Here is a 14319-nt window from a genome sequence, read left to right on the forward strand (position 1 = left end):
TCGTCGATTCCGCAGGACCTCGCCGCGTATCTCGCCGCGTTCGAGCCGAGATGCGTGGGAGCGCTCCCACAAAACGGATTATTTCACGATACGGGATGTGAGTCTGGTAACGCAAGCCTCACTTCGACCTGCGATCAGGCGCGAAGAGTAAGGGGAAACCGACCTTCCGTCATCGATTGCGGGCGGCCGAACATGAGTGGTCGTCGGCACTGCCGGCGGACACACGATCATGTCGAGTAATTTGACTGCCGACGTCGAGCGGACGGGATTAAACATGTTTCTTGCGCGTAAGCCGACCCTGGTTCTATGTTGGCCGCCGGAATCTATTGCCGCAGGGGCGCCGCCTATTCGAGGGCCCGCCTGCCTCCTTAATTCGACTTTTTCCCCGTGCTCGGCCGTGGCCGGATCCCGTGCAGAAGGAGGACGCATGGACGACTTCTGGAAGCCCCTGGAAATAACCCCCGACGGCTCCGCCGCCACGCCCGAGGGGCTGGTGGAACGGCTGCGCGAAACGAACGTTGGCGACCTGCTGGTCCGCGAGAAGGCGCTCGTCTTCCGGGGGTTCGGCGTCACACCCGAGACCCTCGACGCCGTCATGGACATGCTGCTGCCCAACCGGCTGGCGTACGTCCACGGCAACTCGCCCCGCACCAAGGTGGGCGGCAACGTCTACACCTCGACCGAGTACCCGCCCGAGTACACGATCTCCATGCACAACGAGCTGTCGTACTCCGCCACCTGGCCCTCCCGGCTGCTGTTCTACTGCGAGAAGGCGGCCGAGAGCGGCGGGGCGACTCCCGTCGTGGACGGCGTGCGCTGGCTGGAGTCGCTCGACGACGAGGTCAGGGAGGCGTTCGCCAAGGGGGTGCGCTACACCCAGAACCTGCACGCCGGCCGTGGGCTCGGCAAGAGCTGGCAGGAGACGTTCGAGACCGAGGACCGCGACGAGGTGGCCGAGTTCCTCGACCGCATCGGGGCGGACTGGCAGTGGCGTCCCGACGGCGGCGTACGGGTCTCGCAGGTCAGGCCCGCCACCACCCGGCACCCCGTGACCGGTGCCGAGGTGTGGTTCAACCAGGCCGACCAGTGGCATCCCGCCTCGCTGGGCGACGAGACCGCCGCCATGCTCGCCGAGCTCATGCCGCCGGAGGAGCTGCCGCAGTCGGTGACGTTCCCCGACGGCGCCCCGATCCCCGGCGAGTACGTCATCCAGGCCCGTGACCGCGGCCTGGACAACGCGGTGGACGTCGACTGGCGGGAGGGCGACCTGCTGCTGATCGACAACGTGCTGGTCGGGCACGGCCGCAGGCCCTTCGCCGGCTCCCGCCGCATCCTCGTCGCCATGTCCGACTGATCACGCTCTCGAAAGGGAAACCGCTGTGGACAAGATCGGGCTGGGGGTCGCCGCGACCTTCACCGCCGAGCCGCTCGGGGACGCCCTGCGGTTCTGGCTCGCCGAACTGGACGTCGAGGGGGACGTCGCCTTCGCTCCGTACGACCAGGTCTTCCCCTCGCTCCTCGACCCGGGCAGTGTGCTCGGCCGGGCCGGCGCCGCAGTCGTCCTCGTCCGCGCGGAAGATCTGGACCGTGACCCTGACGGGGGCCCGGAGGACGGGACCGGCGAGCTGGACGCCGTGGCCACCGACCTCGCCGCCGCGCTGCGGGCCTCGGCGCGCGCGTCCGGCACGCCCCACGTGCTCGTCGTCTGCCCTCCCTCGCCCGAGCACGGCTCGCCCGAGGCCCACGCGCGCTTCGCGGCCGGGCTGGCCCGGGCGTTCGAGGGCGACCGGGCCGTGTCCGTGCTCACCTCCGCCGAGCCGTACGAGCCGGAGCCGGAGGACATCCACGACGCCTTCGCCGACCGGACCGGCAACGTCCCCTACACCGACCGCTACTTCGCCGCGCTGGCCGCCGCGGTTGCCCGCCGCCTGCACGCCGTGACCACCCCGCGTCCCAAGGTCGTCGTCGCGGACTGCGACGGCACGCTCTGGGACGGCGTGGTCGGCGAGGACGGCCCCGACGGCGTCGTCATCGGCCCGCAGCGGTTGGAGATCTGGCGGGAGCTGGCCCGCCAGGTCGCCGCGGGCAGGCTGCTGTGCCTGTGCAGCAAGAACGAGGAGAAGGACGTCCGCGAGGTGTTCACCCGGCATCCGGAGCTGCCGGTCGGCCTGGACGACGTCACCGCGATGCGCGTCGGCTGGGAGGCCAAGCCGGACGCGCTGCGCTCGCTCGCCGCCGAGCTCGACCTCGGGCTCGACTCCTTCCTGTTCCTCGACGACAGCCCGGTCGAGTGCGCCGAGGTCCGGGCCGGCTGCCCCGAGGTGCTGACGCTCCAGCTTCCGGCCGACGCGGCCGGGGCCGCGGACTTCCTGCGGCACTGCTGGCCGCTCGACGTGACGTCCGTGACCGCGGCCGACCGCGAGCGCACCCGGCGCTACCAGGAGGAACGGCGGCGCGACCAGGCCAGGGGCGAGATGTCGCTCGCCGACTTCTTCGCCACGCTCGACCTGCGGGTGACCATCACCCCGGCCGGTCCCGAGCACGAGGCCCGGGCCGTTCAGCTCGCCGAGCGGACCAACCAGTTCAACCTGGGGACGCGCCGCCTGGACGGCGAGGAGAAGTTCGTCGTGGACGTGCGCGACCGCTTCGGCGACTACGGCGTCGTCGGCCTCACCGACGTACGGACGGAGGGGGACACGCTGCGCGCCGGCGCGTTCCTGCTGAGCTGCCGGGCGCTCGGGCGCGGGGTGGAGCACCGCATGCTCGCGCACCTGGGGACGCTCGCGCGGGAGCGCGGGCTGGCCCGGGTGGCCCTGGCTTTCCGGGCGACCGAGCGCAACCGGCCGGCCAGGGACTTCCTCGCCGCCCTGCCCGCGAGGGTGGAGCCGGACGGCGAGGAGACGGCCTGGTACGTCCTCGACGCGGGCGACGCGGCGGCCGTCGTCCACACGCCGGGCCCTGCTGAGGAGAGGGCAGCGGGGCCCGTCCGGACCGTCGAAGCGGCCGCTCCCGCCGGTTGGGCGGCTGTCGAACGGATCGCGACCCGGCTGACCGGCGCCGACGCGATCCTCGACGCCATGCGGGCCGCCCGCCCCGTGACGGAGGTGGCGGGGGCGAGCCCCGTCGAGGCGACCGTCATGCGGTTGTGGGCCGAGCTGCTCGACACGGCGCCGACCTCGGTGGACGACGGCTTCTTCGAGCTGGGCGGCCACTCGCTGCGGCTGGTGCAGTTCATGGCGCGGGTCCGCGCCGAGTTCGGCGTCGAGCTTCCCTTCGACACGCTCTACACCACCTCGTTCACCGTCGCCGAGGTCGCCAAGGTGATCGAGGAGCGGCAGCTCGCCGACACCGACGACGATGAGCTGGCCGGACTGCTCGACGAGCTCGCGGGCCTGTCGGACGAGGAGATCGACGCCCTGCTCGACTCCGGGAACGGCTGATCCGCATGGCGACGATGCTGCTGAGCACCCACGGCACCAACGGCGACGTGCTCCCGTTCGTACGGATCGGGCGCGAGCTGGCCGAGCGCGGCCACGACGTCATCGTCATGACGCACTCCTGGTTCGCCGACCGGATCGCCGCCGCGGGCCTGCGGCACCTGCCCATCGACACGGCGGAGGGCTACGACCGGCACCTGGACGACGCCCGGCGGTACATGCTCGATCCCCTGAAGGACCCCGAAGGCGTGCTCGCGCTCTACCGGCGCAACGGCCTGTTCGAGCTGCTCGCCGACGAGGTCCGCATGGTCGAGGCGCACTACCGGCCGGGCGACACCGTGGTGGTCGCCCGGCACACCTCGGGCATCGCCGGGCTGATGGCCGCCGAGCTCCGCGGGGTCCCGGTGGCGCTGGTGTCGGTCACGCCCCATCAGTACGTCTCGCTGCCGGTGCTCGGGAACCTCTTCCGGCGCGTGCTCGGCCAGGGGTACGACGAGGTCTTCGAGTCGTTCGGCCTGCGTCCGGTCCGCGACTGGGCCGCCTATCTGACGAGTGCCGCGACGCAGCTCGCGCTGTGGCCGGAATGGTTCGACGCCGCGGGCCAGCCGGCGCCGGAGGGCGTCGTGCGCTGCGGATTCGTGCTCGGCGACACGGCGGAGGGGCCGGTCCCGGACTGGACCGACCCGCCCGTGCTGATCACCGGTGGCACCGGGCAGGTGCTGCACGACCGGTTCTACGACGTCGCGGCGCGGGCGTGCCGGCGGATCGGGAGGCGTGCCCTGCTGGTGAACAGGCACCCGGCGTTCCAGCCGGAGTCGCTGCCCGACGGGATCGACTGGGTGCCCTCGGCGCCGTTCGCCTCGTTCATGCCCCGTGTCGCCGCCGTCGTCCATCACGGGGGGATCGGCACGCTCGCCCGGGCGCTGTCGTCGTCGACCCCGCAGGTGCTGCTGGCGCACGGCGTGGACCGGCCGGACAACGCCGAGCGGCTCGACCGCGCGGGCGTCGCGCGATGGCTGCCCGTGTCCCGATGGGACGAGGAGCGGACGGCCCGGCTGCTGGCGCGGGCGCTGGACGACGACGGATACCGGGAGCGGATCGCGCCGCTCGCGGCGAACGCCGCGTCGGAGGACGCCGTACGGCTCGCGGCCGATCACGCCGAGGCGCTGATCGGCACCGACGCGATCATGAAGCGGCCGGATCCGCGCGAGCGGCTGGCGCGGCTCACGCCCCGGCAGCGGGAGCGTCTGGCCCTCATGGCCCGCGCCCGGCGGAGCGTGTAGAGAAGGACCTTCCGGGTACGCCGGGCCCATGGCGGACACGGCGGCGCCGATTTCGCGCTTCGACTACGACAAGGTCGCGATCGTCACCGGAGCCGACTCGGGCATCGGGCGGGCGACGGCGGTGACGCTCGCCGCCCAGGGCTTCGACGTCGGCGTCACCTGTCACCGGGACGAGAAGGGCGCGCGGGAGACGGCCGACCAGGTCGTGGAGCAGGGCCGCCGCGCGGCCGTGCGGCGGCACGACCTGACCGACCCGGTGGCCGCGGCGGCCGTGGTCGACGAGCTCGCCGACGAACTGGGCGGCCTCGGCGTGCTGGTGAACAACGCGGGCACCGGCACGGCCGAGCCACTCCTGGAGATCGGTTACGACCGGTGGCGGTCGGTCCTCGCGGTCGACCTCGACGGGCCGTTCCTGTGCTCGCAGCGCGCCGCGCGCCGGATGATCGCACGCGGCGCGGGCGGGCGGATCATCAACGTGACCAGCGTCCACGAGGACTATCCCCGCCTCGGGGCCGGGCCGTACTGCGCGGCCAAGGGCGGTCTGCGCATGCTCAGCCGCACGCTCGCGCTGGAGCTGGCCAGGCACGGCATCACGGTCAACACGATCGCGCCGGGAGAGATCGCGACCCCGATGACCGGCCAGGAGGACCAGCCGCCGCGGCCCGGGCCCCGGCCCGGCTACCCCCTGGGCCGTCCCGGGGACGCCCGCGAGGTCGCCGCTGTGATCGCCTTCCTGGCCGGGCCGGCCTCGTCGTACGTCACCGGCGCGTCGCTGTTCGTGGACGGCGGGCTCGGCCTGATGGGCCCGCAGGCCGCCGGGGACATCGACAAGGACATCTGGTCCTCCCGCTGACCGGGTGTTGCCCGGCGGCCGGGGCTGGGTGACGATGGCGCCTGAAGACGCTGAAGGTGAGGGCGCCGTGACCAATCCATGGCTCGCGCTTGAGTCCGGGGCCGACGCGGCCGAGCGTACCGGTGAGCTGCGCCGGGCCCACGAACGCTTCCTGTCGGCCGGCGCGGTCGACGGACCCGTACGCGCGGTGGTGGCGGACTCGTGGCGGCGCTCGGCCCGGGCGGTGGACCCGGACGCGCTGGCGCCGCTGGAGCTCACCGACGACGAGCTGGAGGACTACCGCGACGCGCACCCGCTGGCCCGGGTGCTGCCGCTGTTCCGCGACCTGCTGGGCGGCATCGCCGACGACGGGCGGCACCTGCTCGCGGTGTGCGACGCGGCCGGGCGGCTGCTGTGGGTCGAGGGCCATCGTGGGGCGCGGGACCGGGCCGAGCGGATGAACTTCGTCGCCGGAGCCCGATGGGACGAGGCCCACGCCGGCACCAACGCCCCCGGCGTCGCGCTCACGGTCGACCATCCGGTGCAGATCTTCGCGGCCGAGCACTTCGCCGTACCGGTGCAGCCGTGGACCTGCGCCGCCGCGCCGATCCACGACCCGCGCACCGGCCGCCTGCTCGGCGCGGTCGACGTCAGCGGCGGCGACAACCTGGCCAGCCCGTACAGCCTGGCCCTCGTGCAGGCGGCGGCCCGTGCGGCGGAGGCTCATCTGGCGGCTCTCCCCGCGCCGGATCTCGCGCCCGCGGTGACGCTCACCGCGCTGGGCCGGGACGACGCCGTCCTCGCCGAGGGGGCGCGCCGCATCAGGCTCGGACCCCGGCACAGCGAGATCGCCGTCCTGCTGGCCTGCCATCCCGAGGGGCTGAGCAGCGATCAGCTCAGCGCGGAGCTGTACGGCGACCGCATGCTGAACCCCGTCACGCTGCGCGCGGAGCTGTCCCGGCTGCGCCACCGGCTCGGGCCGCTGCTCGACTCCCGTCCGTACCGGTTGCGGGTGCCGGTGCGGGCCGACTTCCAGGCGCTCGCCGAGCACCTGGCCGCCGCCGACGCGGACGCCGCGCTGCGCGCCTACCGGGGGCCTCTGCTTCCCGGCTCGGAGGCGCCCGGCGTCGTCTGGCAGCGCCGCCTGCTGGACGACGGCGTACGTGAGCTGCTGGTGGCCCGCCGCGACCCCGCGCTGCTCGAACGGTGGACGCGCGCGCCGTGGGGGAGGGACGACCTCGTCGCCTGGCAGGCGCTGCTGGCCGCGCTGCCCGCCGGGTCCCCGGCCCGGGCGCGGGCCGCCCGGCGGGTGCGCGACCTCGACGCGGAGTACGGCCTGCCGTTCAGGTGAGGTCGCGCAGCCGGCGGAGGACGACCGCCGCCGCGAGGCGGGGCGGCACGGTGCCCGCGCCGAGCCCGACGTCCACGAGCAGGTCGAACACCTCGGTGCGGCGGGCGGCGACGGCGATCGCCGCGTCGATGAACCCGGGGGAGCGGGCGGCCAGGGCGAGCACGTCCGTGGTGCGCAGGTGCCGCCCGAGCGCCCGGCGCAGACCGCGCCGGTAGGCCCGCAGCGGGTCGCCCGGCGAACCGATCGCGGCCTCGGCGGCGAGCCGCCCCGACAGCAGCGCGTAGTAGATGCCCTCGCCGGTCAGCGGGTTGACGAGGCTCGCCGCGTCGCCCGCCAGCAGCACCCGGCCCGCTCCCGGCACCGGCCGCCCGCTCGACAGCGGCAGGTGGTGGGCCCGCAGGTCGCGCACCTCCCCGGGCGGGTTCTCCATCAGCGCGGGGAGCAGCCGCGCCAGGCGCCCGTGCAGGACCTCGCGGCCCGGCAACCCGGTCTCCCGCATGCGGGGCAGCAGCAGGCCGTAGCCGACGTTGGCCGTGCCGTCGCCCACCGGGAACGACCAGGCGTAGGCCGGCCACGCCTCGCTCTGCATGACGATGACCTGCACGTCGTCGTCCGGCGGCACGTCGGCGTACCCGCGCACCGCGATGGCGGTGTGCCGCTCCGGGCTCGGCGGAACGCCGATCAGCCGCCGTACGGCCGAGTTGGCGCCGTCGGCGGCGACGACCGTGCGGGCGACCAGACGGCCGTCGATCACGACGTGCTCGCCGAGAGCGGTCAGCGTGCGCACCCGGTGGCGGCGAACCTCCACACCGCGCGCACGCGCCGCCTCGACCAGCCGGGCGTCGAAGACCCGGCGGGGGACCACGTGGTTGGGCCGCGCGACGACGGCCGAGACGTGGGCTCCACCGGGCGACGTCACCGACAGGCGCGGCGTCGGCCGGTGGTCGTCGAGCAGGCCGGGCAGCCCGAGCAGCGCGAGCTCCTGCCGCGCGTGCGCCGCGATGCCGTCGCCGCAGGCCTTGTCGCGCGGGAAGGCCGCCCGGTCGAGCAGCAGCACGCGGCAGCCGGGGTCGAGCTGCCTGGCCCGCAGCGCGGCGGCCGAGCCCGCCGGCCCGGCGCCGACCACCACGAGGTCCCAGACATCGCCCACATTCACAGACCGTACGTGGAGAAGAGGTTGGTGGTGGGCCACGACTTCACGGAGTTCGCGGCGGTGTGCAGCTGGGAGTCGATGTCCCCGTAGTTCAGCCCCGAGGCGTCGTCGCGCTGGTCGAACAGCACCACCCAGCTCAGCCCGTCGTAACGCCGGACCATGAGTGTGGAGGTGCCGGCCAGCGACCCCGTGTGCCAGGTGTTGCGGCCTCCGGTGACCGGGCGCACCTGCCAGCCGAGGCCGTAGTACCAGCCGTCGGAGTTGACGCCGATCGACGGCTTGGCGAACGCCTTGGAGATCGACGCCGAGGTCAGCACGCCGGCCGCGTCGAAGAGAGCGGTGAACTTGGCCAGGTCGACGGCCGTGGCGAGCCATCCGCCATGGGCGGCCATGTTCTCGAGGTTGAACCCGCCGTACGGGAAGGGCACCACGGAGTTCGAGGTGTCGATCACGCTCTTGCCGGTGTACTGCGAGAAGTACGGCGCCTCGCCCGATTTGCGGAGACTCTTCCCGGTCCTGCCGAGCACCATCCGCTTGATCTTGAGGGGGGTCAGCACGTTGCTCTGGACGTAGCTCGCGTACGAGACGCCGCTCGCCTTCTCGATGATCTTCTGGAGGAGGACATATCCGTAGTTCGAGTACGCGTACGTCGTCCCGGGGGCGTGGTCGAGCTTGCGGCGGGTGGTGTATTCGATGATGTGCGCCTGGGTGACGGGCAGCGGGACGCCGAGCGCGGCCGCGACGGCCCTGTCGCTGAACATCGGGTCGCCCGACACGTCGAGGTCCCAGCCGCCCAGGTGCTGCAGCAGGTGGGTCACGGTGACGGAGGCGAGGCGCGGGTCGGCGGTCGTGCTCAGCCCCAGCAGCGGCGCGACCTTGGCCGTGAGGCTGAGCTTGCCGTCCTGCGCCAGCTTCAGCACCGCGGCGGCGGTAACCGGCTTGCTCAGGCTCGCGACGCGGAACAGCGAGGTGGGCCCGGCCGCGAACGAGGTGTCCGCCGTCCAGTTGTAGCCCCGGGCGAGCACCAGCTTGCCCTTGTGGACCACGGCAAGGGACGCGTGCGGGATCGTCCGTGCCTGCATGAAGCGCTTCAGCGCGTCGTCGAAGGGCTTCAGCGACGTCGCGCTGCGGCCGGTGACGCTCCACGCGCGGGCCGCGGCGCTCGCGGGCGACGCGGGCAGCCCGGCCGCGAGCCCCGCCGCGGTGCCGCCGGCGAGCAGGCGCAGGGCGTCCCTGCGGGAGACGGAAAACGTTTCCGGAATCATGACGCGTGATCTTAGGGGAGATTTGACCGCTTATGACCACGGTTCTGACCATGCGGATCGGAGGCTGAGTGCGGAACGACGCCCGGAACACGGACGCAACGTCTCGGCAACGTGCCCGCGACTAACGTCCGGGGCGTCAGACCCACACCCTGTCCGGGAGGTCCATCTCATGACCCGTCACGCCGCGCCGGGACAGCCGGACGCCCTCATGGCGTACGAGCAGCGTTACGACCACTGGATCGGCGGCGAGTACGTCCCGCCGCAGCGGGGGCGGTACTTCGAGAATCCCACCCCGGTCACCGGCCAGACGTTCACGGAGATCGCGCGGGGCACCGCCGAGGACGTCGAGCGCGCCCTGGACGCCGCCCACGGCGCCGCGCCCGCCTGGGGCCGTACGTCCGCGGCCGAGCGGGCGAACATCCTCAACCGGATCGCCGACCGCATGGAGCAGAACCTGGAGCGGCTCGCCGTCGCGGAGACCTGGGAGAACGGCAAGCCGATCAGGGAGACGCTGGCCGCGGACATTCCGCTGGCCATCGACCACTTCCGCTACTTCGCGGGAGCGATCAGGGCCCAGGAGGGCAGCCTGTCGGAGATCGACGCCGACACCGTCGCCTACCACTTCCAGGAGCCGCTCGGCGTCGTCGCCCAGATCATCCCGTGGAACTTCCCGATCCTGATGGCCACCTGGAAGCTCGCGCCGGCGCTGGCCGCCGGTAACGCCGTGGTCCTGAAGCCGGCCGAGCAGACCCCGGCGTCGATCCACTACTGGATGAGCCTGGTGGCCGACCTCCTCCCGCCGGGCGTCCTCAACATCGTCAACGGGTTCGGCGTCGAGGCCGGCAAGCCGCTGGCCTCCAGCGCGCGGGTCGCGAAGGTGGCCTTCACCGGGGAGACCACGACCGGGCGGCTGATCATGCAGTACGCCAGCGAGAACATCAAGCCGGTCACGCTGGAGCTTGGCGGCAAGAGCCCCAACATCTTCTTCGACGACGTGTCCTCCGCCGACGACGAGTTCTTCGACAAGGCGCTGGAGGGCTTCACGATGTTCGCGCTCAACCAGGGGGAGGTGTGCACCTGTCCCTCCCGGGCGCTCATCCAGCAGGGCCACTACCGGCGGTTCCTGGAGGCCGCGGTCGAACGGACCGAGAAGATCGTCCGCGGCCATCCGCTGGACCTGGCCACGATGGTCGGCGCCCAGGCGTCCAACGACCAGCTGGAGAAGATCCTGTCGTACCTCGACATCGGCCGGCAGGAGGGCGCCAAGGTGCTCACCGGCGGGCACCGCGCCGATCTCGGCGGCGAGCTGTCGGGCGGCTACTACGTCGAGCCGACGATCTTCGAGGGCGCCAACCACATGCGGGTGTTCCAGGAGGAGATCTTCGGGCCGGTCGTCTCGGTGACCTCGTTCACCGACTTCGACGACGCCATCAAGATCGCCAACGACACGTTGTACGGCCTCGGGGCGGGCGTGTGGACCCGGGACGTCAACAAGGCGTACCGGGCGGGCCGGGCCATCCAGGCCGGGCGGGTCTGGACGAACTGCTACCACGCCTATCCCGCCCACGCCGCCTTCGGCGGCTACAAGCAGTCGGGCATCGGCAGGGAGACGCACAAGATGATGCTCGACCACTACCAGCAGACCAAGAACCTGCTGGTCAGCTACTCGCCCTCGAAGCTCGGCTTCTTCTGATGCCCGAGGTGTCCCGCGTGGACCTCACCCCCGCGGCCGCCGATCTCATCCGGCGGCTGCGGGCGGACCACGGCCCGCTGATGTTCCACCAGTCCGGTGGCTGCTGCGACGGCAGCGCCCCGATGTGCTACCTGGAGGGCGAGTTCCGCACCGGCGCCTCGGACGTGCTGCTCGCCTCGCTGACCGTCGACGGCGTCGGCGAGCCGGTCACCTTCTGGATGTCGGCCAGCCAGTTCGACCGCTGGCGGCACACCCACCTGACCGTGGACGTCGTACCCGGCCGGGGTAGCGGCTTCTCCCTGGAGGCGCCCGAGGGCGTCCGGTTCCTGATCCGTTCCCGCCTGCTCACCGACGCCGAACGCGCCGCCCTCGACGGCTGACCGGCTCTCCAACGGCCTCGCCTGGTCCGCGGACAGAAGCCGGATCCCAGACGGGGCGCTGACCGGCCGGGCGCGTTCGGGGGCGCGTCGCCGGGATCGGCACGGTCAGCCCTGCACGGTCGCCGTCGCGTTCTCCGCACGTCCCGGGCGGATGCCCTGCGCCAGGCCGATCAGCCCGGCGGCCATCAGCGCGCTCACCACGAGTTTGGGCGCCGTGCCGCTGGAGACGAAGTCGAGCACCAGGCCGACGGTGAGTACGAGTGGCACCCACAAGGACACGAGGCCGGCGCGCCACGCACCGAAGGCCAGGATCAGGAGCCCGATCATCCAGCCCAGAATCCAGACCATGAACGATGCCACCACCAGCGGGTCCTTGTCGAGGGCGTCGACGACCGGCCGGACCGCGTCCACCTTCACGCCCCCTCCGGCGAGGGCCCCGAAGAAGGCGTTGTAATACCACAGGTGGATCGCCGAGAGGTAGAGAGCGGGAACGACGAAGGCTCCGCCGATGGTGGCCACCAGGCGCTTGCGGCGGCCGACCGCCACGATCAGACCGGCCATCGCCGGCAGGAGCAGCAGGTGCGTCAGCGCGAAGAGGATCGTCTCGACTCGCCAGGCGCCGAGGTCGGAAGCGGCCACGTCCACGTTCGCCGCGGTCTCGGACACTTCGTCCGGGAACATCGCCCAGTAGAAGGCGTTGGCGGCGCTGTAGAGAACGCCGCCACCCGCCATCGCGATCGCCGCGAAACGCCGGCCGTACGGCCTGGTGGTCTGGTCATCCATCGACATCTCCCGTCGTGATCCGTCTGACGACGCAGAGGCTAGGAGCGTCGTACCGCTCAGGTCGTCGGCCGGGACGCTGATCGACGGGTTGATGCAAGCAGGACGCCGCTCCACCCGTGGGTGGATGCCAGGCGGCGGGCGGTTCGAATACGCTCCCTGCCATGGAACGGCTCCGGGGCATTGGGCGGCGTGACCTCGGGACCGTCGCAGCGGGCCTGGCGCTGTTCGGGTTCGGCCTGGCCGAGATCTACGTGCCACTCGCCCCGTACGTCGAGGGCGACGGCCCCGACCCCACCGAGTTGTCCGGCGGGTGGATGGCCGTGCTGACCGTGCTGCTCGCCGGCTATTGCCTCGCGGTCGCGGCCTGTGGCGCGTACCCACGGGCCGCGGTGGTCCTGGCCGGCGTCTGCTTCGTCGCGCAGAGCTTCACGCCACTCCTTCCCGAATCGCCGGCCGCGCCGCTCACGGCGTTGGTCGTCGTCTGCTTCGCGTGCGTCGCCGTGGCCGGCCGCCACGGCCCGGTGATCGCCGCTGTCTCCTACTTCGTCTCGGCCGGGATCGAGACCACGGTCGCGGACGACGCGGACTGGGCCTTCATCGTCTTCGTCGCGCTCGCCGTCATGGGACCGGCCTACGCCGTACGCCTGCGGCGTGCCGAGGCCGAACGTCTGGTCACGCTCGCCGCTGAACGGGAGGCCGCCGCTCGCACCGACGAGCGGCTCCGGGTGGCCCGGGAACTGCACGACATCGTCTCGCACGGCGTCGCCGTGATGGTGCTGCAGGCCGGAGCCGCCCAGGTCATGCTCGGCTCCGACGTCCGGCGGGCCCATGAGTCGCTGGACGCGGTGCAGGACGTCGGTCGTGACGTCGTCACCGAGTTGCGCCGCCTGCTCGTCGTCCTCCGTGGTGAGGGGAGTCTGGAGCGGCTGCCCTCGCTACGGCACCTGGAGCCGCTTCTGGCCGGAGTTCGGGCCGCCGGTGGACGGGTCGACATCACCGCCAACGGCGATCTCGGCAGGGTTCCCGCGGCCGTCGACGTCAGTGGCTATCGGGTGCTGCAGGAGGCCCTCACGAACGCGGTCAAACACGCCCCGGGGGCCACGGTCTCGGTCGCGATCGATGTCGGACGCACCGATCTGAGGATTCACGTCGTCAACGACGGCCCGCGGATCGTCCGCCGGAGCGACGGCAGTGGCCTCGGGCTGACGGGGATCAGCGAGCGTGTGGAACTCTTCGGGGGCACGGCTACCACCGGCCCGGGGGAAGGCGGCGGGTTCGAGGTACGGGTGGAACTACCCTTGAGCGGAAATTCCGCAGCCCCCATGCCGTCGCGTACGGGAGCGTCGGCGTGACGCGCATCCTCATCGCAGACGACGAGGTGCTCGTACGCACCGGCCTGCGGATGATCCTCGGCACTCAGCCCGGCGTTGAGGTGGTCGCCGAGGCCACGGACGGCGAGGAGGCGCTGAGGCTGACCGCCCGGCATGAGCCGGACGTCGTGCTGATGGACATCCACATGCCGAGGCTTGACGGCGTGGCCGCGACGGAGAGGATCCTCGCGGACCGCCCCGACCGCCGCGTCGTCATGCTGACCACGTTCGACCTCGACGAGTACGTCTATCGGTCGTTGCGCGCCGGTGCCTGCGGATTCCTGCTCAAAACCACTCCGCCGAAGGAACTGGCGAGCGCGCTGCACGCCGCCGCGCGCGGAGACGCGCTGCTCTCCCCGCAGATCACCCGCCGTCTGATCGACCACTACACCTCGACGGCGCCGCCGGTCAGCGCCCCGGGTCTGGCCGACCTGACCGCCCGGGAGACCGAGGTTCTGTGCTTGCTGGCCCGGGGGCTGTCCAACCGCGAGATCGCCGGGGAACTCCATCTCGGCGAGGCGACCGTGAAGACGCACATCAACCGCGTCTTCGCCAAGCTCGGTGTGCGGGACCGCGTGCAGGCGGTGGTGCTCGCGTACGAGGCCGGTGTGGTGCGGCCCCGGCGCGAGCCGCCCAACCACTGAATCCCGTCCCTGCTCGGCCGGCAGGCGGCGACGTCGCGATAGGCGGCTCGATGTCGACGAGGAACGCGAGGCCACGAACTTCTCCTACGTCTCCTGGGGGGAAATCGCCCGAGCCCTGTCGCTGAAGG

At 72.3% G+C, this 14319-nt stretch carries 12 protein-coding genes; 9 read left to right on the top strand and 3 right to left on the bottom strand.

Annotation, left to right across the window (positions count from 1 at the left end):
* Positions 1 to 427: 427 nt before the first annotated feature.
* The 5 genes from HHX41_RS15715 to HHX41_RS15735 all read left to right on the top strand — a co-directional run bounded on the left by HHX41_RS15715 (position 428) and on the right by HHX41_RS15735 (position 6903).
* A complete protein-coding gene (locus HHX41_RS15715) occupies positions 428 to 1354 on the top strand; it encodes a TauD/TfdA family dioxygenase (protein WP_182906540.1) in 927 nt (308 codons plus the stop codon).
* A gap of 25 nt (positions 1355 to 1379) precedes the next feature.
* A complete protein-coding gene (locus tag HHX41_RS15720) occupies positions 1380 to 3440 on the top strand; it encodes an HAD-IIIC family phosphatase (protein ID WP_182906541.1) in 2061 nt (686 codons plus the stop codon).
* 5 nt (positions 3441 to 3445) lie between these two features.
* The gene (locus HHX41_RS15725) at positions 3446 to 4720 is read left to right on the top strand and encodes a glycosyltransferase (RefSeq protein ID WP_169987850.1); all 1275 of its coding nucleotides are present in this window, start codon (positions 3446 to 3448) and stop codon (positions 4718 to 4720) included.
* Between the two features lie 28 nt (positions 4721 to 4748).
* On the top strand, positions 4749 to 5573 hold the full coding sequence (locus tag HHX41_RS15730; RefSeq protein ID WP_182906542.1) for an SDR family oxidoreductase: 825 nt from the start codon (positions 4749 to 4751) through the stop codon (positions 5571 to 5573).
* A 67-nt stretch (positions 5574 to 5640) separates the two neighbouring features.
* Positions 5641 to 6903: a helix-turn-helix domain-containing protein gene (locus HHX41_RS15735; RefSeq protein ID WP_169987854.1), complete on the top strand. Its 1263-nt coding sequence runs from the start codon at positions 5641 to 5643 to the stop codon at positions 6901 to 6903.
* On the opposite strand, the gene HHX41_RS15740 is transcribed toward HHX41_RS15735, so the two are convergent.
* Together HHX41_RS15740 and HHX41_RS15745 are read right to left on the bottom strand one after the other, a co-directional pair.
* The gene (locus tag HHX41_RS15740) at positions 6896 to 8053 is read right to left on the bottom strand and encodes an NAD(P)/FAD-dependent oxidoreductase (RefSeq protein ID WP_220504110.1); all 1158 of its coding nucleotides are present in this window, start codon (positions 8051 to 8053) and stop codon (positions 6896 to 6898) included. The genes HHX41_RS15735 and HHX41_RS15740 overlap by 8 nt on opposite strands.
* Positions 8054 to 8055: 2 nt before the next feature.
* Complete coding sequence (locus HHX41_RS15745) at positions 8056 to 9321, bottom strand: serine hydrolase (protein WP_182906543.1); 1266 nt, start codon at positions 9319 to 9321, stop codon at positions 8056 to 8058.
* A gap of 169 nt (positions 9322 to 9490) precedes the next feature.
* Between HHX41_RS15745 and adh the strand changes: the two genes are divergently transcribed.
* A complete protein-coding gene (gene adh, locus HHX41_RS15750; RefSeq protein WP_169987858.1) occupies positions 9491 to 11014 on the top strand; it encodes an aldehyde dehydrogenase in 1524 nt (507 codons plus the stop codon).
* Positions 11014 to 11394, top strand: coding sequence for a DUF779 domain-containing protein (locus tag HHX41_RS15755; protein ID WP_182906544.1), 381 nt, complete (start codon positions 11014 to 11016; stop codon positions 11392 to 11394). The genes adh and HHX41_RS15755 overlap by 1 nt, the downstream gene beginning before the upstream one ends.
* A gap of 105 nt (positions 11395 to 11499) precedes the next feature.
* Here the strand turns inward: HHX41_RS15755 and HHX41_RS15760 are convergent, their stop codons facing one another.
* On the bottom strand, positions 11500 to 12177 hold the full coding sequence (locus HHX41_RS15760; protein WP_169987862.1) for a hypothetical protein: 678 nt from the start codon (positions 12175 to 12177) through the stop codon (positions 11500 to 11502).
* Positions 12178 to 12338: 161 nt separating this feature from the next.
* Here HHX41_RS15760 and HHX41_RS41785 point away from each other — a divergent pair, with 161 nt between their 5' ends.
* Together HHX41_RS41785 and HHX41_RS15770 are read left to right on the top strand one after the other, a co-directional pair.
* Positions 12339 to 13529: a sensor histidine kinase gene (locus HHX41_RS41785; protein ID WP_182906545.1), complete on the top strand. Its 1191-nt coding sequence runs from the start codon at positions 12339 to 12341 to the stop codon at positions 13527 to 13529.
* Complete coding sequence (locus HHX41_RS15770) at positions 13526 to 14191, top strand: response regulator transcription factor (RefSeq protein WP_182906546.1); 666 nt, start codon at positions 13526 to 13528, stop codon at positions 14189 to 14191. The genes HHX41_RS41785 and HHX41_RS15770 overlap by 4 nt, the downstream gene beginning before the upstream one ends.
* Positions 14192 to 14319: the final 128 nt, after the last annotated feature.

Source organism: Microbispora sp. H13382, assembly GCF_014161445.1.
Lineage (GTDB): Bacteria > Actinomycetota > Actinomycetes > Streptosporangiales > Streptosporangiaceae > Microbispora.

What these genes read in the sequence shown, in the direction of transcription:
- HHX41_RS15715 (WP_182906540.1), top strand. Translation starts at nt 428, where the DNA reads ATGGACGACTTCTGGAAGCCCCTGGAAATAACCCCCGACGGCTCCGCC.
- HHX41_RS15725 (WP_169987850.1), top strand. Translation starts at nt 3,446, where the DNA reads ATGGCGACGATGCTGCTGAGCACCCACGGCACCAACGGCGACGTGCTC.
- HHX41_RS15730 (WP_182906542.1), top strand. Translation starts at nt 4,749, where the DNA reads ATGGCGGACACGGCGGCGCCGATTTCGCGCTTCGACTACGACAAGGTC.
- HHX41_RS15745 (WP_182906543.1), bottom strand. Translation starts at nt 9,321, where the DNA reads ATGATTCCGGAAACGTTTTCCGTCTCCCGCAGGGACGCCCTGCGCCTG.
- adh (WP_169987858.1), top strand. Translation starts at nt 9,491, where the DNA reads ATGACCCGTCACGCCGCGCCGGGACAGCCGGACGCCCTCATGGCGTAC.
- HHX41_RS15755 (WP_182906544.1), top strand. Translation starts at nt 11,014, where the DNA reads ATGCCCGAGGTGTCCCGCGTGGACCTCACCCCCGCGGCCGCCGATCTC.
- HHX41_RS15760 (WP_169987862.1), bottom strand. Translation starts at nt 12,177, where the DNA reads ATGGATGACCAGACCACCAGGCCGTACGGCCGGCGTTTCGCGGCGATC.
- HHX41_RS41785 (WP_182906545.1), top strand. Translation starts at nt 12,339, where the DNA reads ATGGAACGGCTCCGGGGCATTGGGCGGCGTGACCTCGGGACCGTCGCA.